The sequence below is a fragment of the Paenibacillus sp. PSB04 genome (genome assembly GCF_025809195.1).
GTDB classification, from domain to species: Bacteria; Bacillota; Bacilli; order Paenibacillales; family Paenibacillaceae; genus Paenibacillus_AQ; species Paenibacillus_AQ favisporus.
This window is the reverse complement of sequence record NZ_CP081301.1, coordinates 680,491-701,171: the sequence shown is the minus strand read 5'-3', so window position 1 is coordinate 701,171 and position 20,681 is coordinate 680,491. Positions and strand designations below refer to the sequence as shown.

The following is a 20,681-nucleotide window of genomic DNA, read 5'->3' as shown; positions in this document are numbered from 1 at the left end:
TGTGGCCAAAGAAGATGTTATTGAAGTGGAAGGCACGGTTCTTGAACCATTGCCGAATGCAACGTTCAAGGTCGAACTGGAGAACGGTCATCAGATTCTTGCCCATGTTTCCGGTAAGCTGCGGATGCACTTTATCCGTATTCTGACAGGCGACAAAGTGGTCGTTCAGTTATCGCCTTATGATCTAACCAAAGGTCGTATAACTTATCGTAAATAGCAATTCCGTTTCCTTTAGGGGAAACGTTCAGGATGTTAAACATCCCGTTTGCAGCAATTAACGTAGTGAACATTTTATCCGGACCTGGTCCGGTTGACTCCGAGTCATCCTACGAAGAGAGTTTTGCTTGGCAAAACTTTAGGGAGGTAATGAACATGAAGGTAAGACCTTCTGTAAAGCCTATGTGCGAAAAATGCAAAGTCATTCGTCGCAAAGGTACTGTAATGGTTATCTGTGAAAATCCGAAGCACAAACAAAAACAAGGTTAAGAGAAGGGGGTGTAGCGTAAAATGGCTCGTATAGCTGGTGTGGATTTGCCACGTGACAAACGCGTTGAGATCGCCTTGACTTATATTTTCGGAATCGGTAAAACGACTTCCCAGAAAATTCTGAGCGAAACAGGCATCAATCCGGACACTCGTGTTCGTGATTTGACGGAAGATGAAGTCAGCAAATTGCGTGAAACGATCGACAAAGGGGTTAAGGTTGAAGGTGACCTGCGTCGTGAAATTTCCTTAAATATTAAGCGTCTCGTTGAAATCGGATGCTATCGTGGTGTGCGTCATCGCCGCGGTTTGCCGGTTCGTGGACAACGTACTAAAACCAATGCTCGTACACGGAAAGGCCCTCGTCGTACTGTAGCGAACAAGAAGAAATAATAAGGGGGGATAAAAGACAATGGCTAAACCGAAAAAAGTCGTACGTACTAAACGTCGTGACCGTAAAAATATTGAATCTGGCGTGGCTCATATCCGTTCCACGTTCAACAATACGATCGTAACGATCACGGATCCTCACGGTAACGCAATTTCTTGGGCAAGCTCCGGCGGCCTCGGATTCAAAGGTTCCCGTAAATCCACTCCGTTTGCTGCGCAAATGGCTGCTGAAACAGCTGCCAAAGCTGCAATGGAACATGGTATGAAGGCAGTTGAGGTTATGGTTAAAGGTCCAGGTGCAGGCCGTGAAGCAGCGATTCGTTCTTTGCAAGCTGCTGGTCTGGAAGTCAACCTGATCAAAGACGTAACTCCAATTCCTCACAACGGTTGCCGCCCGCCAAAACGTCGTCGTGTCTAATTGATAGTCAACCTGGGAATGTGGTATAAAACCGGCACAATCTGCTAATAATGGTTGTTTAGGCATACTACATGGATACACTTGAACAAGGTGACAGTTTCATATAGGAGCGACGTTTGAAGGAGGGGTACTTGCGTGATTGAAATCGAAAAGCCGAAAATTGAGACCGTAGACGTCAGTGAAGACGGAGCCTATGGAAAATTTGTGGTAGAGCCGCTGGAACGAGGATATGGAACGACTCTGGGGAATTCACTTCGCCGGATTCTGCTCTCCTCGCTGCCTGGCGCGGCCGTTACATCTGTTCAGATTGACGGTGTGCTTCATGAATTCTCAACGGTTCCGGGCGTCATGGAAGACGTAACGGAAATTATTCTGAACCTGAAGGCTCTTTCCCTAAAAATTCATTCGGACGAAGAGAAAGTGTTCGAAATCGATGCTGAGGGTGAAGGGGTCGTGACGGCAGGAGACATCCGGGCGGACAGCGATGTGGAAATTCTTAATCCGGACCTGCATATTGCTACACTGGGTCCTGGATCGAGACTCCATATGCGTATTTTTGCTAACCGCGGTCGTGGCTATGTCCAAGCAGATAAGAATAAACGTGATGATCAACCCATTGGCGTCATCCCGGTCGATTCTATCTATACCCCGATTAGCCGCGTGAATTACGGCGTGGAGAATACGCGGGTTGGTCAAGTGACCAACTACGACAAATTGACGCTTGAAGTATGGACTGATGGCAGCATCAGACCAGAAGAGGCGGTTAGCCTCGGCGCCAAAATTTTGACCGAGCATTTGATGCTGTTCGTGGGTCTCACGGACGAAGCAAAAGATGCGGAAATCATGGTCGAAAAAGAAGAAGACAAAAAAGAAAAAGTGCTTGAGATGACAATCGAAGAGCTGGATCTCTCCGTACGTTCTTACAACTGTCTCAAACGTGCCGGTATCAATACGGTGCAAGAGCTGACCACGAAAACCGAAGAAGATATGATGAAAGTCCGCAACCTGGGCCGCAAATCTTTGGAGGAAGTTCAAGAGAAGCTCGAAGAGCTCGGTTTGGGACTCCGTACAGAAGAATAGCATCTTAGGATTGTTAGCGAAGGAGGGGAAAACATGGCATACCAAAAGTTGGGCCGCGATTCCAGCGCACGTAAAGCTTTGTTCCGTGACCTGGTAACCGACCTGTTCTTATACGAGCGTATCCAAACGACAGAAGCGAAAGCGAAAGAAGTTCGCACGATCGCTGAAAAGCTGATCACGAAAGCAAAGAAGGGTGACCTTCATGCCCGTCGCCAAGTGGCAGCATTCGTTCGTCGTGAAACGGTAGATGGGGAGCAAGACGCAATCCAAAAACTGTTCAGCGAGCTGGCTACACGTTACGCTGAGCGTCCAGGCGGATACACACGTATCCTGAAGCTCGGACCTCGTCGCGGTGATTCCGCGCCTATGGTTTATTTGGAACTGGTTGACCGCGCGTAAACTGATGAGGATGAGGAAAGGGTGGAAGGAATCCATGATTCTGATCAAACCCTTTTTTTCACTTCTAGGGACGTGTATAAGGAGCTCCTGAAGGGAGCTTCTTTTTCTGAAAAGAAGCAGCCGGTTCATCCGAGCCAGAATACAGGAACGGCTCCGCCGTGATATCGCGGTGGGGCCGTTTTTGTGTAAAAACGTACGAATGGATAGGATTCCCCGTTCATCGGGAAACCATGCGGTATCGGATTCAGGAGGTTTTAGAAATGCGCAACCTATGCATGAAGGTCAGTTATGACGGTACAGATTACTGCGGGTTCCAGACCCAGCCGGACGGCAGCACGGTCCAGGATGCCCTGGAGAAGGCGATCAAGCTGCTGACAGGGGAAGAGGTCAAGATTCATGCTTCCGGGCGTACAGACGCCGGCGTGCATGCTCGCGGCCAGGTGTTTAACTTCATCACCTCTTCCGATATTCCCGTCGAGCGCTGGTGCATCGCCCTCAACTCGAGGCTGCCCCAAGACATTATCGTCTGGGAGGCGGCGGAAGTTCCGCTGGAGTTCCACTCCAGAAGGTCGGCTAAACGGAAGACGTACCGGTATACCATCAATGCCAACCAGTTTCCGGATCTGTTCCAGAGACGAACCCAATTCCATCATCCCGTCAAGCTGGACATTGCGGCAATGGCGGAAGGATTGAAGCATCTGATCGGGACTCATGACTTTACTTCCTTTGCTTCGCGCCATTCTACGAAGCCTTCCCATATCCGGACGCTGTATGAGGCCGAGCTCGTGGTAGATGATTCCATGTGCCGTCCAGGGACTCGGGATCAGGGGCTAATTCATATCTACGTCACAGGGAGCGGCTTTCTTCAGCATATGGTCCGCATTATCGTGGGAACGCTGCTGGAGATCGGGAAAGGCCGCAAGAAGCCCGGAGATATGCCGGCGATCCTGGAAGCCAAAGACCGGTCCAAAGCGGGGCCTACAGCCGTCGCCAAGGGACTGATTTTATGGAACGTCGAGTATGAAGCGGCTGATGAAAATAATTTAAAATCAGCTTGCGATTTGCCTGGGTTTACTGTAAAATAAAAGTTGTGTTTTCTTAATGGCTTTCCCACAGCCCCAGTTAAGAGATTCACATTCCTAACATGAAAATTAGCTTTTTAACAATGACAATTGAACGAAGATAAATGATTTTCGGACGAAACCAAGGAGGAACTATTCATGCGTACGACCTATATGGCCAAGCCAAATGAAGTAGAGCGCAAATGGCACATCATTGATGCCGAAGGCAAAACGCTCGGACGTCTGGCGAGCGAAACTGCGGCCCTGATCCGCGGTAAACATAAGCCTCAATTCACCCCTCATGTTGACACAGGTGACTTCGTTGTCATCATCAACGCTGAGAAGGTTCACCTGACAGGCAAGAAGCTTCAAAACAAGAAATACTACCGTCACTCCCTGCATCCAGGTGGTTTGAAAGTGACAAACGCTCAGGATCTGCTGAACAGCAAGCCAGAACGTGTATTGGAATCCGCTGTTCACGGTATGCTTCCTAAAACCCGCATGGGCGAGAAAATGAAGCTGAGACTGAAAGTATACGCAGGTACTGAACATCCGCATGCAGCACAAAACCCAGAAGTTTACGAACTTCGCGGCTAATTAAAAGGAGGACAGTTTCATGGCACAAGTACAATACTATGGGACAGGTCGTCGTAAACATTCGGTAGCTCGTGTTCGCCTTGTACCGGGTGAAGGACGCATTGTCATCAATAAACGTGATATCAACGAATACTTCGGTTTGGAAACCCTCAAACTGATCGTAAAACAACCACTGACTTTGACTGAAACGCTGGGACAATACGACGTGCTCGTTATTGCCAACGGCGGCGGCATTTCCGGCCAAGCCGGAGCCATTCGCCACGGGATCTCCCGCGCTCTGCTGAAAGCAGATCCGGAATACCGTCCAGCTCTGAAAAAAGCAGGCTTCCTGACTCGTGACCCACGGATGAAAGAACGTAAAAAATACGGTCTCAAAGCCGCTCGTCGCGCGCCACAGTTCTCGAAACGTTAATATTTACTTTTATGTACAAATCGCCCTGGCCATTACTGGTCTAGGGCGATTTTTTGTTGTCTTTAACGTAAGGATCATACCGCTCTGCGTAAAGTACTCTCAGCTGTTTTATTGGCTCAGCACGTTAATCGCGTCGTCCAAATTATGAATATCCCCCACGGCCGACTTGTGAAATACCTCATTGTGACAGGTGGCGCATTCCACATGAATGTTGCAGTAGTCCAGGCCATCATCATTTTTACCGTCCGTCCACCATACATTGAACTGATTGGATAGCTGGCTGCAGGTTTCGCAAAATAGCGGTCCGCTCACATTTTTCAGTTGATGCGAAGATACGATCACCAAGAACACCCCTTCCCAATAATCTAGTGTATATAGCCCAATGTTGCTGTGGCCCGATGCCCTCTGTACACAGCGGCGTATACATCTTGTCAGCCCCAAATCCCTTTACCGGATTAGTATGTCATCCCCAAAAGTACGTTTATGCATAGGGGAATGCGAAGAAATTGCCATACGAGCCCCTTATTCAAAATCTTTATTCCAAAATGAAAAAAAATACGGCGAAAAGGAATTGACAACCAGCGGTTTTACTTTATACTTGTGATTAATCATATTATTTCAGTAGGGATTATAGTGAATTACAAACGATACTTTTATTCAGAATGGAGGCATCTGGTATGAATTTGCTCGAAAAAGAACAATGGATCCAGAAACAAGCCGAAGAAATGGAACATGCTACAGCTGAAGAATTGATCCGACTTGCGGTGGAGACATTCCCGAACATTACGTTTGCCTGCAGCTTTGGTGCGGAAGACGTCGTGCTCGTTGATATTTTGCAAAAGGTAAGCCCATCGACCGACATCTTTTACCTCGATACCGATTTCCACTTTAAAGAAACGTACGAAACCCGGGACCGTCTGGCCGCGAAGTATGGCATTGAGTTCGTAAGAGTATCGCCGAAGCTGACACCCGAAGAGCAGGCGGCTGCCCATGGCGAAGAGCTGTGGAAATCCGATCCTAACGCATGCTGCAACATCCGTAAGGTAGAGCCTTTGACCCGGATCTTGTCCCAGTACGACGCTTGGATTACCGGCATCCGCCGCGATCAGGCGCCTACCCGGGCTAACGCCAAGAAGGTGGAATACGACAACAAATTCGGACTTGTTAAATTCAATCCGCTGGCTGACTGGACTTCCGACGACGTATGGCACTACATTCGTGAAAACCAGGTATTCTACAACCCGCTTCACGATATGAACTTTCCGAGTATCGGATGCATGCACTGCACGCGTGCAGTTGCCCCTGGAGAAGATCCTCGTGCAGGACGCTGGGCAAACAGTGACAAAATTGAATGCGGACTTCATAAGTAATAAATAACGGACCAGAAGAAGGGGAGCGAAAAGATGACAGCGATTCAGCCTCACGGAGGTACCTTGATTAACCGTATTGCTGAAGGCCAGGCCAGAGAAGAGCTGCTGCAGGCTGCGGCCGGATTTAAACAGATTCCTGTGAATACTTGGACGATTTCGGATATCGATCTGATTGGCGTAGGCGCTTTTTCCCCGTTGACGGGTTTTATGAATGAGCAGGATTACCAGTCGGTCGTCGACCGCATGAGGCTGGCGGACGGCACGGTATGGAGCATTCCGATTACGCTGGCTGTGGACGATGAGAAGGCTGCGGAACTCACTGTAGGCGACAAGGCAGCCCTCGTAGGAGCCGAAGACGGGGTGGTGTATGCCGTCCTTGATATCGAGAGCATTTACAGCGTCGATCAGACCGCTGAAGCGACCAAGGTATTCAAGGCAAGCGATTCCGAGCATCCTGGCGTCAAGAAGCTGTTTGAGCGCCCGTCGAACTATGTGGGCGGAAGCATTCAGGTGCTGAACCGTCCGAAACCGGCGAAGTTTGGCGAGTTTTATTTTGATCCGGCGGAGACGCGCCGTATTTTTGCAGAGAAGGGATGGAAGAAAGTTGTTGGCTTCCAAACCCGCAACCCGGTTCATCGGGCCCACGAGTATATCCAGAAGAGTGCGCTTGAGATCGTCGACGCGCTGTTCCTGAACCCGCTCGTTGGTGAAACCAAGTCGGATGACGTTCCGGCCAACGTCCGGATGAAGAGTTATCTGGTCCTGCTCGAAAACTACTACCCGGCCGATCGTACGTTCCTTGGCGTGTTCCCGGCCGCTATGCGTTATGCCGGCCCGAGAGAAGCCATTTTCCATGCGATGGTCCGCAAAAATTACGGCTGCACCCATTTTATCGTCGGCCGCGACCATGCCGGCGTAGGCGACTACTACGGCACCTATGAAGCCCAGGAAATTTTCTCGAATTTCACGGCGGAAGAACTCGGCATTACCCCGCTGTTTTTCGAACACAGCTTCTTCTGCAAAAAGTGCGGCAATATGGCATCCAGCAAAACCTGCCCGCATCCGAAGGAAGATCATTTGACCTTGTCCGGTACGAAGGTACGCGGTCTTCTGCGGGACGGCGTCTGCCCGCCACCGGAATTTACCCGTCCTGAGGTCGCTAAGATTTTGATCGAAGGGATGTCCGCACAAGTATCTTCATAAAGTACTATTTGTCCACCTCGCCCCATATAGATGTGTAGAGTCGATATGGGGAACGGAGGTGGATTTTTTATGTCCAAGCAGGGACGAAAGAAACAGGTGCTGTGGATCCGGGTAAGCACGGTCAAAAAAGCGCTGATCGGCCTCTGCCTGCTGGTTGTTTTTATTGCGGTGGCCACATACCAAATACCTGCCGCAAAGACGACGGGTTCCTTGGGTCTGCCCCTGTCGGGGAAAGTAATCGCACTGGATGCCGGTCACGGCGGGCCGGACGGAGGTGCTGTCAGCAAGCAGGGCGTGATCGAAAAAGACATTAACCTGGCGATCGCCTTATATCTGCGCGACTATTTGCAGCAGGCGGGTGCGATCGTCGTGATGACGCGAGAAGGCGACTACGACCTGGCCGGCGATACGAGAGGGTACTCCAAACGCAAGACAGAGGATTTGAAGCAGCGGGCCAAGTTCATTGAGGACAAGCATGCGGATCTGTTTTTGAGCATTCACATGAACAGCTTTCCGTCGAACCGATACCGTGGCGCCCAGACGTTTTATTATCCGAATCATCCGGACAACGCAGGACTGGCTGCATTAATTCAGGATGAGATTAAGCGGAACCTCGAAAATACGGACAGGGTGGCCAAAACGGTGAATACGGTATATCTGCTTCAAGCGCTGAAGATGCCTTCGGCTCTGGTGGAGGTCGGCTTCCTGTCCCATCCGCAGGAGTCGGAGTTGCTCAGGGATGAGAGCTACCAGCGCAAGGTCGCCGCATCGGTCTACAAGGGGGTTCTCCGGTATTTGTCCGGCGAGAAGGCGAAAGTGTCGTCAGAAAATCCTTGAGAATGGTATAATAGCACCTGAGGCTTTAGATGGAACTTAAGATGAATACTATAAAGCAGAGGTGCTGCCAGCATGTTATCACGTGAGCAAGTGCAACAGCTATTACAGCCAATCGTCGAGCCTGTCACAGGGAAGAGCCTGATTGAGCTGCAAATGATAAGAGATATCGTTGTGAAGGAAAGCCGGATTTCATTGTCGGTCATCACTTTAGACAAGCGTGAGGATTACGCCAAGGCGCTTGAGAGTGACATCCGGGAACGGCTTGGGGACGCAGAGGGTGCGGAGATTCACATCCGGATGCGGGAAGCTAACGAGCTGGAACGCGAGAAAATATTAGGCGAGTCGGCGCGCATGCGCCAGGAGGACGAGGATAAGCTCGTCAAGGGACATGCCGCCGGGCTGGAGCACAACCAGCTGCTGCAGGATCCGAACGTCCATTTTATCGCGGTAGCAAGCGGTAAGGGCGGCGTCGGCAAATCGACGGTGACCGTCAACCTGGCTGCAGCTTTGGCCCGTATGGGCAAGCGCGTAGGGCTTATTGACGCCGACATTTACGGCTTCAGCGTGCCGGATATGATGGGGATTGAAGAGGGGCCGGTGGTAGAGGACAACACCATTATCCCTGTGGAGCGCTTTGGCGTGAAGGTGATGTCGATGGGCTTCTTTATCCGTGAGAACAACCCGGTCATTTGGCGCGGTCCGATGCTCGGCAAAATGCTGCACCAGTTTTTCAGCGACGTCGGTTGGGGACAGCTCGATTATATGCTGCTTGACTTGCCGCCGGGAACGGGCGATGTGGCCCTTGACGTTCATCAGATGCTGCCGCAGAGCAAGGAGATCATCGTCACGACACCGCACGCCACTGCTGCTTTCGTAGCCGCTCGTGCCGGAGCGATGGCGCTTCAGACCAATCATGACATTTTGGGCGTCGTCGAAAATATGGCTTATTACGAGTGCTCAGACTGCGGCAAGCGGGATTACGTATTCGGACGGGGCGGTGGCGGACAATTGGCGGAAACGCTTCACACGGAATTGCTGGCGCAGCTGCCGCTTGGAGCGCCGGACAACCATGTCTCCGAACCTGACTTCTCGCCGTCTGTATATAAGGCAGACACGCCGACGGGTCAGATCTACAGTCAATTGGCCGCATCGATTGTTGCCAAGTGCGAGCAATAAGCTACACATTTGCATCATCACACCAAAAAAGCCCCGATCGGGGCTTTTTTTAATGCCGTTAACTTCCTCCACCGCCGCCCTCGCCGTTTTCCTTGCTGCCGCCTTCACTGCTGCCTTGGTCCCCGCCTTCTTGACCTTTACTCCCGCCTTTCTTTTGCGATTTCTCGACTTTAGGCTGGAGTTCTTGAGTCACGACATCCTTCAGCATGTTCATGACTTCTATTCTGAACAACGGGTTCTGCATGGCTTCCTGCATGACGGTCATTGACTGCTTGCGGTATTCAGGGGACTTTGTAATATCCAGGAACATTTTCATGACTTCGGGTGACTTCATAATATCGGCGACGGCTTGCTGATAAGTAGGATCTTTGATCAACTGCATATGCAGCTGCTTGTTCTGCGAGCTGATGGCTTTGGCGAAGTCCCCGGCAAACTGGGGATCCGTCATGATTTTTTCGAACTCTTTCTTGTACTCCGGAGCGGTAATGGTGTCTTTGACGGCCGTCCGGATTTGCTCTCCGGCTTGAAGGGACATCATCTGCATACCGAGCCCCGAACCAGAACCGGAGCCGCTGCTGCCCGAACCGCTGCCGCCGCCCTTCAGGGCATCCTCAACGGCTTTCTTGCCTTCATCGCTCTTCAGGATATCGACAACCATCGTTTTCATCTCTTTATAATCGCTCTGGGGCGGGGCATAGCTCTGTTCCGATCCACAGCCTGTCAGAGCCGCGGAAATACCGAAAAAAAGCGCACATAAACCGATAACCGGCCACTTCATCTGTGTTGTCCTCCTTTGCTTCAGATCCTGTTTGTAGTATGGCATCCGAAAATTCGAAATATGTCGAGGCATGGATGGTTTTTTATTGTGAACGTTGGTAAAATAAAGTCTTGGGGGTGCAGAATATTTGAACTTAAAAAGATGGATGACATTATTTTGGAAAACGCTGCTTGCCGGCTCCATAGCGGCGATTGTGGCCGGGGTGCTGCTGCAGTTTGGAAGCGGTATAATTAAATTTAAGGGGCCAGCGGATTACTTGTTTTATCTGGTCATTTTATTCGGGTACGGCCTGATGGTCAGCGTCTATTCCCAGCTTGGCTTCTTCGCTTATATGATTTTGAATTACACAGCCATCGGAGTGTTCCCTAAGAAAGTATGGCAGTACATACAGCTTGTCCTCGCGGTTCTGGCGCTGCTTGAAGTCATGTTTTTCCGCTCCTTCGTCGGGAAGGAGAACAGCCAGATTTCCGACTTGGTTGTAGGCATATCGATCCTTGTCGTAGCCATTGTTGTAGCTTATTTTAAGGCGAAAGCGACCAATCCGACGGCTTGGATACCAACGATCTTCTTCATGACCGCGATCACGATCGTGGAGCTGGTGGGAGGACTCAAGATTGGCGTAAACAACGCTACCGTCTTTATTCTGGTTCCGCTGATCGTCTGCAATGCTTACCAAATTTTAATCCTTCATAAAGTGTTGAACGCAAAAAAGAGCTAAGATCCTTAGCTCTTTTTTCTCTGCTCATCATTACATGCCGGCTGCGTCATCAATGGCTTGCTGCATCGCCGCCTGATCGTGGATCTCTTTTCCCTTGGTATCCGCTTGGCTGAGCAGATCGGACACGGTTACGAATTCGTATCCCTGCTTGCGGAGCTCATCAATGATGACTGGCAGGGCCTCGTGGGTCTGCTTGACCGAGTCGCTCGCATGGAGAAGCACGATGTCCCCGGGGTGTGCCTTCGACACTACGCGGTTAACGATATTTTGCGCACCGATGTTTTTCCAGTCCTGGGAATCGGTATCCCACTGGATGACCTTATAATTAAGGCTGTCTGCGATCTTCAATACCCGCTTGTCAAAATCCCCGTTGGGGAGGCGGAGGAGATTGGGTTCCTTGCCGGTCAAATCGGTTAATATAGAATTGGCGGTGATCAGCTGCTTGCGAATTTCTTCGTCGCTCAGCGTGCTGTAATTCACGTGCTTGTGGCCGTGGCTTCCGATTTCAAACCCGCTGTTTTTGATGTCATTTACGATATCCGGATGGCTTTTTCCCCAAGGGGAGGATAAAAAGAAAGTAGCCTTCTGCACATTCTTGTCCTTCAGAACCTTCAGAATGGGCTCTGCCCGCTTTTCCCCCCAGCTGATATCAAACGTCAGGGCGATCACTTTCTTCTCGGTAGGGACGCTGTAAATGGCTGCTGGAGCCCCTTCAGAGAATACCGTGATGTTGTCGCTCTCGACATAGATGATACCGATGGCAAATACCGCTGCGGCCAGCACGAGAAACGTGCGTTTTATTTTCCTGCCATTCAGCACATAGAAAAATGAATTCATATGCTCGTAAGCTCCCCTTTCCGTACATCAGCATTTTGCGCTGTCGTCCGTTATAGCAGAGGGTTTTTATAAATAGGCTGTAATGATCCCCCGATAACGAATTTCAGGAAAAATGCTCATGTAAAGCTTGTTTACTTCAATGTATGCTCGTACTTGGGACTTATTACTATGAGGAGGTAATCGTTTGCTTCGTTTGAGTACATTTATAAGAGACTTGATGTCGATCAAAAAAACCTTGTTGTTTGCCGTATTGCTTTTTGCTGCCGGAGTGGCGGCCGGGTGGATCAGTACAGGGGCTTTGGCCGAACTGGTGAACCAGCAGCTAAGCGGGTTGAGGGAGGTCAGCGGTAATCTGCAGAACTCTAAGCATCCGCAGTGGAGCTTCTTCGGGTTTATTTTCCTCAATAACAGTATTAAAGGCGTACTGATCATTTACCTGGGTCTTCTGGCGGGAATACTGCCCGTGATGTTTCTGCTGGTTAACGGAATGGTTATAGGTTATTTGGTACATAGTTTAAGCGCCCAAGGAGAGAGTCTAGCCGATCTAGTGATCAGGGGGCTCCTGCCGCATGGAATTATTGAAATACCGGCGATTATCATCGCGTGTGCCTACGGCATCAGAATGGGAAGCTGGGTCATCCGCGGAATCAATCCGAGAAGGAGAGCGTGGGGCAGTCAAGGTGAGGGAGTGCTGCGCAAATCGGTTACAGCAGCCTTTTGGGTCGTCATTCTGCTGTTTGCTGCCGCAATTATTGAAAGCACAGTTACCTATGCCTTGATGCAGAATTAGTATTTTGTAAATTGCGATTCATAAATTTCCCAAAAGTTGTGCATAACAGTAAGACGATAAAACCATTTCCGTTCCGATTAGGACGTTCAGGTATAAATCTACAGGGGGGCCAGTTCTAATATGTTGGGTATGCTATTTAACGAGAAGGAATGTAAGGAATTAGATTATGTGCTGCGGAAGGAGCTGGACGAGATGCTGTTCGACTTAAGCGATCAGCGATTGGATCAGGATATCCGTAATGCCATTGCGAACCGCTACAAGACTGTTTTTCGGATGTATGCCCGATTCGCTCCGCAAAAGGAGCTTTCAAAGTATGCGCGTAACAGCAAGCTATCACAATTTAAACAATAATGCTTGACGGCATTGCCTATCTTATGATAAATTAATTTTCGCTTCAGTTTTGAGTTTTGAAACGAAGCACAGTGCTTTTGCAAGGTTGATAGAAAGTGGTAAAAAACTTTTTAAAAAAACTCTTGCAAAACACCGAGTGAGTATGATATATTATAAAAGTCGCCGCTGAGATGCGGTGATGAGAAACGAAAGAGATTTTGATCTTTGAAAACTGAACAACGAGTGAGTATAAACGCGATGGTCTTATGACCGGAGCGATTGAGATTAAATCAATCTCGTCAGATTCAAAATGAGCTACAAACTTTCTTGGAGAGTTTGATCCTGGCTCAGGACGAACGCTGGCGGCGTGCCTAATACATGCAAGTCGAGCGGACTTGATGGAGAGCTTGCTCTCCTGATGGTTAGCGGCGGACGGGTGAGTAACACGTAGGCAACCTGCCTGCAAGACCGGGATAACCCACGGAAACGTGAGCTAATACCGGATATCTCATTTCCTCTCCTGAGGGAATGATGAAAGACGGAGCAATCTGTCACTTGCGGATGGGCCTGCGGCGCATTAGCTAGTTGGTGAGGTAACGGCTCACCAAGGCGACGATGCGTAGCCGACCTGAGAGGGTGAACGGCCACACTGGGACTGAGACACGGCCCAGACTCCTACGGGAGGCAGCAGTAGGGAATCTTCCGCAATGGGCGAAAGCCTGACGGAGCAACGCCGCGTGAGTGATGAAGGTTTTCGGATCGTAAAGCTCTGTTGCCAGGGAAGAACGTCCGATAGAGTAACTGCTATCGGAGTGACGGTACCTGAGAAGAAAGCCCCGGCTAACTACGTGCCAGCAGCCGCGGTAATACGTAGGGGGCAAGCGTTGTCCGGAATTATTGGGCGTAAAGCGCGCGCAGGCGGTCATTTAAGTCTGGTGTTTAAGGCCAAGGCTCAACCTTGGTTCGCACTGGAAACTGGGTGACTTGAGTGCAGAAGAGGAGAGTGGAATTCCACGTGTAGCGGTGAAATGCGTAGATATGTGGAGGAACACCAGTGGCGAAGGCGACTCTCTGGGCTGTAACTGACGCTGAGGCGCGAAAGCGTGGGGAGCAAACAGGATTAGATACCCTGGTAGTCCACGCCGTAAACGATGAATGCTAGGTGTTAGGGGTTTCGATACCCTTGGTGCCGAAGTTAACACATTAAGCATTCCGCCTGGGGAGTACGGTCGCAAGACTGAAACTCAAAGGAATTGACGGGGACCCGCACAAGCAGTGGAGTATGTGGTTTAATTCGAAGCAACGCGAAGAACCTTACCAGGTCTTGACATCCCTCTGACCGGTCTAGAGATAGGCCTTTCCTTCGGGACGGAGGAGACAGGTGGTGCATGGTTGTCGTCAGCTCGTGTCGTGAGATGTTGGGTTAAGTCCCGCAACGAGCGCAACCCTTGATTTTAGTTGCCAGCACTTCGGGTGGGCACTCTAGAATGACTGCCGGTGACAAACCGGAGGAAGGCGGGGATGACGTCAAATCATCATGCCCCTTATGACCTGGGCTACACACGTACTACAATGGCCAGTACAACGGGAAGCGAAGTCGCGAGGTGGAGCCAATCCTATCAAAGCTGGTCTCAGTTCGGATTGCAGGCTGCAACTCGCCTGCATGAAGTCGGAATTGCTAGTAATCGCGGATCAGCATGCCGCGGTGAATACGTTCCCGGGTCTTGTACACACCGCCCGTCACACCACGAGAGTTTACAACACCCGAAGTCGGTGAGGTAACCGCGAGGAGCCAGCCGCCGAAGGTGGGGTAGATGATTGGGGTGAAGTCGTAACAAGGTAGCCGTATCGGAAGGTGCGGCTGGATCACCTCCTTTCTATGGAGAATCGCTTCCTGCGATGGAAGCATTCAAATACAAATCTAGCCGGTTGGCTAGTTACTCACTCGTTGGTCAGTTTTGAGAGAGCAAACCTCTTTCAAACGCGTTTGGTGGCGATAGCGGAGGGGTTCCACGCGTACCCATCCCGAACACGACCGTTAAGCCCTCCAGCGCCGATGGTACTTGGACCGAAGGGTCCTGGGAGAGTAGGACGTTGCCAAGCGCAAACCCTTATGGGTTTCAAATGAATAATTCCCATACACGATATGGGCCCTTAGCTCAGTTGGTTAGAGCGCACCCCTGATAAGGGTGAGGTCGGTGGTTCGAGTCCACTAGGGCCCACCATATAAACTTCATTCAAGTGTAAGTCACTTATTGGGGTTATTTATGGGGCTATAGCTCAGCTGGGAGAGCGCCTGCCTTGCAAGCAGGAGGTCAGCGGTTCGATCCCGCTTAGCTCCACCAAATATTTGATCCTTGAAAACTAGATAACGAAACGAATCTGCGTTTTAGAAATATCCTTTTAGCTGCTTGTGTCTTCATTGAAAGACCAAGAAGTAAAAAGTAGCAGACGAGTGTTTGGATTGGTGAGCGACTTTGGCTTTGCGCGCAGCGCAAAACAAGAGAGCGAAGCAAGTCAAACAGGAGTCATTATGGTTAAGCTACTAAGAGCACACGGAGGATGCCTAGGCGCTAGGAGCCGATGAAGGACGTGGCGAACAACGATACTGCCTCGGGGAGCTGTAAGCAAGCTTTGATCCGGGGATGTCCGAATGGGGAAACCCGGCTGATGTAATAGTCAGTCACTCATAACTGAATACATAGGTTATGGTGAGGCATACCAGGGGAACTGAAACATCTAAGTACCCTGAGGAAGAGAAAACAAGAGTGATTCCGTCAGTAGCGGCGAGCGAACGCGGAACAGCCTAAACCGGTCAGCTTGCTGGCCGGGGTTGTGGGACGTCTCACATGGAGTTACAAAGGAATTGGTTAGGCGAAGAGGTCTGGAAAGGCCCGGCATAGAAGGTAAAAGCCCTGTAGCCGAAAGTCAGTTCCCTCCGAGACGGATCCCGAGTAGTGCGGGGCACGTGAAACCCCGTATGAATCTGGCAGGACCATCTGCTAAGGCTAAATACTCCCTAGCGACCGATAGTGAAACAGTACCGTGAGGGAAAGGTGAAAAGCACCCCGGAAGGGGAGTGAAATAGAACCTGAAACCGTGTGCTTACAAGAAGTCAGAGCCCTGTTTATGGGTGATGGCGTGCCTTTTGTAGAATGAACCGGCGAGTTACGTTCCCGTGCAAGGTTAAGGTGAGAAGCCGGAGCCGCAGCGAAAGCGAGTCTGAATAGGGCGATTAAGTACGTGGACGTAGACCCGAAACCGTGTGATCTACCCCTGTCCAGGGTGAAGGTGCGGTAACACGCACTGGAGGCCCGAACCCACGAATGTTGAAAAATTCGGGGATGAGGTGGGGGTAGCGGAGAAATTCCAATCGAACTCGGAGATAGCTGGTTCTCCCCGAAATAGCTTTAGGGCTAGCCTCGGTGAATAGAGTCGTGGAGGTAGAGCACTGATTGGGTGCGGGGCCCGCAAGGGTTACCAAGCTCAGTCAAACTCCGAATGCCATTGACTTGTAACCGGGAGTCAGACAGTGAGTGCTAAGATCCATTGTCAAAAGGGAAACAGCCCAGACCATCAGCTAAGGTCCCCAAGTGTGTGTTAAGTGGGAAAGGATGTGGAGTTGCACAGACAACCAGGATGTTGGCTTAGAAGCAGCCACCATTGAAAGAGTGCGTAATAGCTCACTGGTCGAGTGACTCTGCGCCGAAAATGTAACGGGGCTAAACACACCACCGAAGCTATGGCTTGATGCTTTGCATCAGGGGTAGGGGAGCGTTGTATACAGCGTTGAAGGTATACCGTAAGGAGTGCTGGAGCGTATACAAGTGAGAATGCCGGTATGAGTAACGAAAAGATCAGTGAGAATCTGATCCGCCGAAAGCCCAAGGTTTCCTGAGGAAGGCTCGTCCGCTCAGGGTAAGTCGGGACCTAAGGTGAGGCCGACAGGCGTAATCGAAGGACAACAGGTTGAAATTCCTGTACCACCGTAAACCGTTATGAGTGATGGGGTGACGCAGGAGGGTAGTGACGCGAGCTGATGGATGCTCGTCCAAGCAGTGAGGCTGGTGTGTAGGCAAATCCGCACACTTTAAGGCTGGGCTGTGACGGGGAGGGAAAATTACAGTACCGAAGGTCATGATCTCACACTGCCAAGAAAAGCCTCTAACCAGGTGAAGGTGCCCGTACCGCAAACCGACACAGGTAGGCGAGAAGAGAATTCTAAGGCGCGCGGAAGAACTCTCGTTAAGGAACTCGGCAAAATGACCCCGTAACTTCGGGAGAAGGGGTGCCCCGGTAGTGTGAATAGCACGAGGGGGCCGCAGTGAAAAGGCCCAAGCGACTGTTTAGCAAAAACACAGGTCTGTGCGAAGCCGCAAGGCGAAGTATACGGGCTGACGCCTGCCCGGTGCTGGAAGGTTAAGGGGAGCGGTTAGGGGTTAAACCCGAAGCTGTGAACCGAAGCCCCAGTAAACGGCGGCCGTAACTATAACGGTCCTAAGGTAGCGAAATTCCTTGTCAGGTAAATTCTGACCCGCACGAATGGCGTAACGACTTGGGCGCTGTCTCAACGAGAGATCCGGTGAAATTTTAATACCTGTGAAGATGCAGGTTACCCGCGACAAGACGGAAAGACCCCATGGAGCTTTACTGCAGCTTGATATTGGATTTGGGTACGATCTGTACAGGATAGGTGGGAGCCTTTGAAACCTGAGCGCCAGCTTGGGTGGAGGCGCCGTTGGGATACCACCCTGATCGTATCTAGGTTCTAACCTGGTACCGTGATCCGGTATGGGGACAGTGTCAGGTGGGCAGTTTGACTGGGGCGGTCGCCTCCTAAAGAGTAACGGAGGCGCCCCAAGGTTCCCTCAGAATGGTTGGAAATCATTCGAAGAGTGCAAAGGCAGAAGGGAGCTTGACTGCGAGACCTACAAGTCGAGCAGGGACGAAAGTCGGGCTTAGTGATCCGGTGGTACCGCATGGAAGGGCCATCGCTCAACGGATAAAAGCTACCCTGGGGATAACAGGCTTATCTCCCCCAAGAGTCCACATCGACGGGGAGGTTTGGCACCTCGATGTCGGCTCATCGCATCCTGGGGCTGAAGTAGGTCCCAAGGGTTGGGCTGTTCGCCCATTAAAGCGGTACGCGAGCTGGGTTCAGAACGTCGTGAGACAGTTCGGTCCCTATCTGTCGTGGGCGTAGGAAATTTGAGAGGAGCTGTCCTTAGTACGAGAGGACCGGGATGGACGTACCGCTGGTGCACCAGTTGTTCCGCCAGGAGCATGGCTGGGTAGCTACGTACGGACGGGATAAGCGCTGAAAGCATCTAAGCGTGAAGCCCCCCTCAAGATGAGATTTCCCAGTATGTAAGACCCCTTGTAGACGACGAGGTAGATAGGTTGGAGGTGGAAGTGCAGCAATGCATGGAGCTGACCAATACTAATCGGTCGAGGGCTTATCCAATAAATATAAAATGTAGATTCGTTTCGTATCTAGTTTTCAGGTGATCAAACACTTGAACGTTTGGTGGCGATAGCGGAGGGGTTCCACGCGTACCCATCCCGAACACGACCGTTAAGCCCTCCAGCGCCGATGGTACTTGGACCGAAGGGTCCTGGGAGAGTAGGACGTTGCCAAGCGGTATATTCCCTGATAGCTCAGTTGGTAGAGCACTCGACTGTTAATCGAGTTGTCACAGGTTCGAGTCCTGTTCGGGGAGCCATTTGCTCTCATAGCTCAGTAGGTAGAGTGCATCCATGGTAAGGATGAGGTCACCGGTTCGATCCCGGTTGAGAGCTCCATATTTGTGGCCCGTTGGTCAAGGGGTTAAGACACCTCCCTTTCACGGAGGTAACATGGGTTCGAATCCCATACGGGTCACTTTCTTGTTTTGTTCCACATAAGGTTCGTCGGATGTACTTTCGTTGGGACAAGCTTTGCTGCCTTTAAACGAAGGAAAGATCCGGACGGGTCATCGTTTTTTTTAATGGGTACATAGTTTGCATGGAGGCTTAGCTCAGCTGGGAGAGCATCTGCCTTACAAGCAGAGGGTCGGGGGTTCGATCCCCTCAGCCTCCACCATTCATGATATGAAATACTTAAAATTGGGCAGACTATAGTTATTCGTAACTTTGGGGATTAGCCAAGCGGTAAGGCAACGGACTTTGACTCCGTCATGCATAGGTTCGAATCCTATATCCCCAGCCAGTGAGAGCCATTAGCTCAGTTGGTAGAGCACCTGACTTTTAATCAGGGTGTCGAAGGTTCGAGTCCTTCATGGCTCACCAGTTTTATTTACAGGTTTTGCGCGTGTGGCGGAATTGGCAGACGCACTAGACTTAGGATCTAGCGTCTTTGACGTGGGGGTTCAAGTCCCTCCACGCGCACCACTTTGTTTAATGCGGACGTGGCTCAGCGGTAGAGCATCGCCTTGCCAAGGCGAGGGTCGCGGGTTCGATTCCCGTCGTCCGCTCCATATGCGCCCTTAGCTCAGCTGGATAGAGCGTTTGACTACGAATCAAAAGGTCAGGAGTTCGAATCTCTTAGGGCGCGCCATTTAACTGTTTTACAATAGATATCGGGATGTAGCTCAGCTTGGTAGAGCACCTGGTTTGGGACCAGGGGGTCGCATGTTCGAATCGTGTCATCCCGATACGCATGCACAGCTTCGTGCAAGTCATGATTGTTTCAAGGCTTGCACGGAGATCTGCGGGTGTAGTTCAATGGTAGAACTTCAGCCTTCCAAGCTGATAGCGTGGGTTCGATTCCCATCACCCGCTCCATACATAAAACATAACGCCGAAAGGCGTTTTTTTGTTTAGAGCGGTTGTGTGGGAGAGAACCTACGCAGCGTGGGTACGACCGTCCGTGCAGGCTTCGCTGAAAGAACCCGCTCAGGACGCGCGTCAACATCCACCTCTGTGGCGGGCCAAAGGTCCGCTTTTTCATCGAGATGTTGAGTATTCCCATCACCCGCTCCATACATAAAACATAACGCCGAAAGGCGTTTTTTTGTTTAGAGCGGTTGTGTGGGAGAGAACCCACGCAGCGTGGGTACGACCGTCCGTGCCGGCTTCATTGAAGGAACCCGCTCAGGACGCGCGTCAACATCTACCTCTATGGCGGGCCGAAGGCACGCTTATTTAATCGAGATGTTGAGTATTCCAATCACCCGCTCCATACATAAAACATAACGCCGAAAGGCGTTTTTTTATTTTGAGCGGTTGTGTGGGAGAAAACCTACGCAGCGTGGGTACGACCGTCCGTGCCGTCTTCAATGAAGGAACCCGCTCAGGACGCGCGTCAAGATCTAACGTCAATGGCTGGCCGAAGGTCCGCTTTTAAATTTGAGATGCCTTGAAAGGGCTGTTAAGGGCTGTTATGCACGATTACTAGGTATCTCTCTAAGGGGTTTACCTGCTTGTCTCTATAACCGCCTTATTTGCCCCTCTAGCCCTTTTAAATGGAGGGTTAATACCCACAGCAATTGCATTCTTAAAAATTTTTACTATGCCTAGTTAAGCAAGCTATACACAATCTATTATTGGTTATGCCCATGATTTCTTTATATGTGTTCTATGTTGATCAATGAACTAGCAGTTATGTTAACAAGAGAGCATAGTTAAATCAGCTGCTGTAATGAAAAGGTCCAAAGAGATTTTCCGTTAAACTAACCTCATGTTAAATATTAACGAGATGATTTGTTTAATGAGTTAAGTTATGTGGTAAATAGTGGTTGAAGCATCTGGGCTATGCATAAATAAACTCAATGCGGTATTTTATTTAGAATGAAAACCGCTGT

General features: G+C 50.5%; 19 protein-coding genes, 13 tRNA genes and 4 rRNA genes. 33 read left to right on the top strand and 3 right to left on the bottom strand.

Annotated elements, in window-relative coordinates; translation table 11 throughout:
- The first annotated feature begins 1 nt into the window (after window position 1).
- The 9 genes from infA to rpsI all read left to right on the top strand — a co-directional run bounded on the left by infA (window position 2) and on the right by rpsI (window position 4,840).
- Entirely contained in the window at window positions 2–217 is a 216-nt protein-coding gene (gene infA, locus K2F33_RS03715) for a translation initiation factor IF-1 (protein WP_017692098.1), read from the top strand.
- A 155-nt stretch (window positions 218–372) separates the two neighbouring features.
- Window positions 373–486 (top strand): 50S ribosomal protein L36, encoded by a 114-nt coding sequence (gene rpmJ, locus K2F33_RS03710; protein ID WP_026688601.1) that lies wholly within the window; start codon window positions 373–375, stop codon window positions 484–486.
- Window positions 487–507: 21 nt separating this feature from the next.
- On the top strand, window positions 508–876 hold the full coding sequence (rpsM, locus tag K2F33_RS03705) for a 30S ribosomal protein S13 (RefSeq protein ID WP_076176757.1): 369 nt from the start codon (window positions 508–510) through the stop codon (window positions 874–876).
- A 19-nt stretch (window positions 877–895) separates the two neighbouring features.
- Complete coding sequence (gene rpsK / locus K2F33_RS03700; protein ID WP_009589209.1) at window positions 896–1,291, top strand: 30S ribosomal protein S11; 396 nt, start codon at window positions 896–898, stop codon at window positions 1,289–1,291.
- Window positions 1,292–1,426: 135 nt separating this feature from the next.
- The gene (locus tag K2F33_RS03695; protein ID WP_076176758.1) at window positions 1,427–2,371 is read left to right on the top strand and encodes a DNA-directed RNA polymerase subunit alpha; all 945 of its coding nucleotides are present in this window, start codon (window positions 1,427–1,429) and stop codon (window positions 2,369–2,371) included.
- Between the two features lie 33 nt (window positions 2,372–2,404).
- Complete coding sequence (rplQ, locus tag K2F33_RS03690; RefSeq protein ID WP_076176759.1) at window positions 2,405–2,770, top strand: 50S ribosomal protein L17; 366 nt, start codon at window positions 2,405–2,407, stop codon at window positions 2,768–2,770.
- 260 nt (window positions 2,771–3,030) lie between these two features.
- A complete protein-coding gene (gene truA / locus K2F33_RS03685) occupies window positions 3,031–3,855 on the top strand; it encodes a tRNA pseudouridine(38-40) synthase TruA (protein WP_076176760.1) in 825 nt (274 codons plus the stop codon).
- A gap of 135 nt (window positions 3,856–3,990) precedes the next feature.
- Window positions 3,991–4,428 (top strand): 50S ribosomal protein L13, encoded by a 438-nt coding sequence (rplM, locus tag K2F33_RS03680; RefSeq protein WP_089549798.1) that lies wholly within the window; start codon window positions 3,991–3,993, stop codon window positions 4,426–4,428.
- Window positions 4,429–4,447: 19 nt separating this feature from the next.
- Window positions 4,448–4,840 carry a 30S ribosomal protein S9 gene (rpsI, locus tag K2F33_RS03675; protein WP_076176762.1) on the top strand — a complete coding sequence of 131 codons (393 nt, stop codon included), beginning with the start codon at window positions 4,448–4,450 and terminating at the stop codon, window positions 4,838–4,840.
- 108 nt (window positions 4,841–4,948) lie between these two features.
- Here rpsI and K2F33_RS03670 read toward each other — a convergent pair whose 3' ends face one another.
- Window positions 4,949–5,182 carry a hypothetical protein gene (locus tag K2F33_RS03670; protein WP_263881019.1) on the bottom strand — a complete coding sequence of 78 codons (234 nt, stop codon included), beginning with the start codon at window positions 5,180–5,182 and terminating at the stop codon, window positions 4,949–4,951.
- 335 nt (window positions 5,183–5,517) lie between these two features.
- Between K2F33_RS03670 and K2F33_RS03665 the strand changes: the two genes are divergently transcribed.
- The 4 genes from K2F33_RS03665 to K2F33_RS03645 all read left to right on the top strand — a co-directional run bounded on the left by K2F33_RS03665 (window position 5,518) and on the right by K2F33_RS03645 (window position 9,426).
- The gene (locus K2F33_RS03665; protein ID WP_076176764.1) at window positions 5,518–6,210 is read left to right on the top strand and encodes a phosphoadenylyl-sulfate reductase; all 693 of its coding nucleotides are present in this window, start codon (window positions 5,518–5,520) and stop codon (window positions 6,208–6,210) included.
- Between the two features lie 33 nt (window positions 6,211–6,243).
- A complete protein-coding gene (gene sat / locus K2F33_RS03660) occupies window positions 6,244–7,413 on the top strand; it encodes a sulfate adenylyltransferase (protein WP_263881017.1) in 1,170 nt (389 codons plus the stop codon).
- Between the two features lie 69 nt (window positions 7,414–7,482).
- A complete protein-coding gene (gene cwlD, locus K2F33_RS03655) occupies window positions 7,483–8,250 on the top strand; it encodes an N-acetylmuramoyl-L-alanine amidase CwlD (RefSeq protein ID WP_089549801.1) in 768 nt (255 codons plus the stop codon).
- Window positions 8,251–8,322: 72 nt separating this feature from the next.
- Window positions 8,323–9,426, top strand: a complete 1,104-nt coding sequence (locus K2F33_RS03645; RefSeq protein WP_076176767.1) for an Mrp/NBP35 family ATP-binding protein — start codon at window positions 8,323–8,325, stop codon at window positions 9,424–9,426.
- Window positions 9,427–9,484: 58 nt separating this feature from the next.
- On the opposite strand, the gene gerD is transcribed toward K2F33_RS03645, so the two are convergent.
- Window positions 9,485–10,204, bottom strand: coding sequence for a spore germination lipoprotein GerD (gerD, locus tag K2F33_RS03640; RefSeq protein ID WP_263881016.1), 720 nt, complete (start codon window positions 10,202–10,204; stop codon window positions 9,485–9,487).
- Window positions 10,205–10,331: 127 nt separating this feature from the next.
- Between gerD and K2F33_RS03635 the strand changes: the two genes are divergently transcribed.
- Entirely contained in the window at window positions 10,332–10,922 is a 591-nt protein-coding gene (locus K2F33_RS03635) for a KinB-signaling pathway activation protein (RefSeq protein WP_076176769.1), read from the top strand.
- Between the two features lie 30 nt (window positions 10,923–10,952).
- Here K2F33_RS03635 and pdaB read toward each other — a convergent pair whose 3' ends face one another.
- The gene (pdaB, locus tag K2F33_RS03630) at window positions 10,953–11,759 is read right to left on the bottom strand and encodes a polysaccharide deacetylase family sporulation protein PdaB (protein WP_076176770.1); all 807 of its coding nucleotides are present in this window, start codon (window positions 11,757–11,759) and stop codon (window positions 10,953–10,955) included.
- Window positions 11,760–11,976: 217 nt separating this feature from the next.
- Between pdaB and K2F33_RS03625 the strand changes: the two genes are divergently transcribed.
- From K2F33_RS03625 to K2F33_RS03535, 19 genes are all read left to right on the top strand, one after another.
- Window positions 11,977–12,549: a stage II sporulation protein M gene (locus tag K2F33_RS03625; RefSeq protein WP_263881014.1), complete on the top strand. Its 573-nt coding sequence runs from the start codon at window positions 11,977–11,979 to the stop codon at window positions 12,547–12,549.
- Between the two features lie 120 nt (window positions 12,550–12,669).
- Window positions 12,670–12,900 (top strand): hypothetical protein, encoded by a 231-nt coding sequence (locus K2F33_RS03620; protein ID WP_076176772.1) that lies wholly within the window; start codon window positions 12,670–12,672, stop codon window positions 12,898–12,900.
- A gap of 303 nt (window positions 12,901–13,203) precedes the next feature.
- Window positions 13,204–14,756 (top strand): 16S ribosomal RNA (locus K2F33_RS03615).
- A 109-nt stretch (window positions 14,757–14,865) separates the two neighbouring features.
- Window positions 14,866–14,982: ribosomal RNA gene (rrf, locus tag K2F33_RS03610) — 5S ribosomal RNA — on the top strand.
- Between the two features lie 45 nt (window positions 14,983–15,027).
- A tRNA-Ile gene (locus tag K2F33_RS03605) sits at window positions 15,028–15,104 on the top strand.
- A 44-nt stretch (window positions 15,105–15,148) separates the two neighbouring features.
- Window positions 15,149–15,224 (top strand) — tRNA-Ala (locus tag K2F33_RS03600).
- Between the two features lie 190 nt (window positions 15,225–15,414).
- A 23S ribosomal RNA gene (locus tag K2F33_RS03595) occupies window positions 15,415–18,343 on the top strand.
- Window positions 18,344–18,402: 59 nt separating this feature from the next.
- A 5S ribosomal RNA gene (gene rrf / locus K2F33_RS03590) occupies window positions 18,403–18,519 on the top strand.
- Together the 16S, 23S and 5S rRNA genes with 13 tRNA genes alongside form the textbook arrangement of a ribosomal RNA operon.
- Before the next feature lie 7 nt (window positions 18,520–18,526).
- Window positions 18,527–18,602, top strand: a tRNA-Asn gene (locus K2F33_RS03585).
- Window positions 18,603–18,605: 3 nt separating this feature from the next.
- A tRNA-Thr gene (locus K2F33_RS03580) sits at window positions 18,606–18,681 on the top strand.
- A gap of 7 nt (window positions 18,682–18,688) precedes the next feature.
- A tRNA-Glu gene (locus K2F33_RS03575) sits at window positions 18,689–18,760 on the top strand.
- A 125-nt stretch (window positions 18,761–18,885) separates the two neighbouring features.
- Window positions 18,886–18,961 (top strand) — tRNA-Val (locus K2F33_RS03570).
- A 51-nt stretch (window positions 18,962–19,012) separates the two neighbouring features.
- A tRNA-Gln gene (locus tag K2F33_RS03565) sits at window positions 19,013–19,087 on the top strand.
- A 4-nt stretch (window positions 19,088–19,091) separates the two neighbouring features.
- Window positions 19,092–19,167: transfer RNA gene (locus K2F33_RS03560), tRNA-Lys, on the top strand.
- Window positions 19,168–19,185: 18 nt separating this feature from the next.
- Window positions 19,186–19,269: transfer RNA gene (locus K2F33_RS03555), tRNA-Leu, on the top strand.
- 11 nt (window positions 19,270–19,280) lie between these two features.
- Window positions 19,281–19,355 (top strand) — tRNA-Gly (locus tag K2F33_RS03550).
- Window positions 19,356–19,358: 3 nt separating this feature from the next.
- A tRNA-Arg gene (locus K2F33_RS03545) sits at window positions 19,359–19,435 on the top strand.
- Window positions 19,436–19,458: 23 nt separating this feature from the next.
- Window positions 19,459–19,532 (top strand) — tRNA-Pro (locus K2F33_RS03540).
- Window positions 19,533–19,588: 56 nt separating this feature from the next.
- A tRNA-Gly gene (locus K2F33_RS03535) sits at window positions 19,589–19,662 on the top strand.
- Window positions 19,663–20,681 lie beyond the last annotated feature (1,019 nt).

Coding starts and splice junctions, on each gene's coding strand:
- K2F33_RS03645 (WP_076176767.1), top strand. CDS start 8,323: ATGTTATCACGTGAGCAAGTGCAACAGCTATTACAGCCAATCGTCGAG.
- rpsM (WP_076176757.1), top strand. CDS start 508: ATGGCTCGTATAGCTGGTGTGGATTTGCCACGTGACAAACGCGTTGAG.
- rpsK (WP_009589209.1), top strand. CDS start 896: ATGGCTAAACCGAAAAAAGTCGTACGTACTAAACGTCGTGACCGTAAA.
- rplM (WP_089549798.1), top strand. CDS start 3,991: ATGCGTACGACCTATATGGCCAAGCCAAATGAAGTAGAGCGCAAATGG.
- rpmJ (WP_026688601.1), top strand. CDS start 373: ATGAAGGTAAGACCTTCTGTAAAGCCTATGTGCGAAAAATGCAAAGTC.
- rpsI (WP_076176762.1), top strand. CDS start 4,448: ATGGCACAAGTACAATACTATGGGACAGGTCGTCGTAAACATTCGGTA.
- gerD (WP_263881016.1), bottom strand. CDS start 10,204: ATGAAGTGGCCGGTTATCGGTTTATGTGCGCTTTTTTTCGGTATTTCC.
- cwlD (WP_089549801.1), top strand. CDS start 7,483: ATGTCCAAGCAGGGACGAAAGAAACAGGTGCTGTGGATCCGGGTAAGC.
- sat (WP_263881017.1), top strand. CDS start 6,244: ATGACAGCGATTCAGCCTCACGGAGGTACCTTGATTAACCGTATTGCT.
- truA (WP_076176760.1), top strand. CDS start 3,031: ATGCGCAACCTATGCATGAAGGTCAGTTATGACGGTACAGATTACTGC.
- K2F33_RS03665 (WP_076176764.1), top strand. CDS start 5,518: ATGAATTTGCTCGAAAAAGAACAATGGATCCAGAAACAAGCCGAAGAA.
- rplQ (WP_076176759.1), top strand. CDS start 2,405: ATGGCATACCAAAAGTTGGGCCGCGATTCCAGCGCACGTAAAGCTTTG.
- K2F33_RS03625 (WP_263881014.1), top strand. CDS start 11,977: ATGTCGATCAAAAAAACCTTGTTGTTTGCCGTATTGCTTTTTGCTGCC.
- K2F33_RS03620 (WP_076176772.1), top strand. CDS start 12,670: ATGTTGGGTATGCTATTTAACGAGAAGGAATGTAAGGAATTAGATTAT.
- pdaB (WP_076176770.1), bottom strand. CDS start 11,759: ATGAATTCATTTTTCTATGTGCTGAATGGCAGGAAAATAAAACGCACG.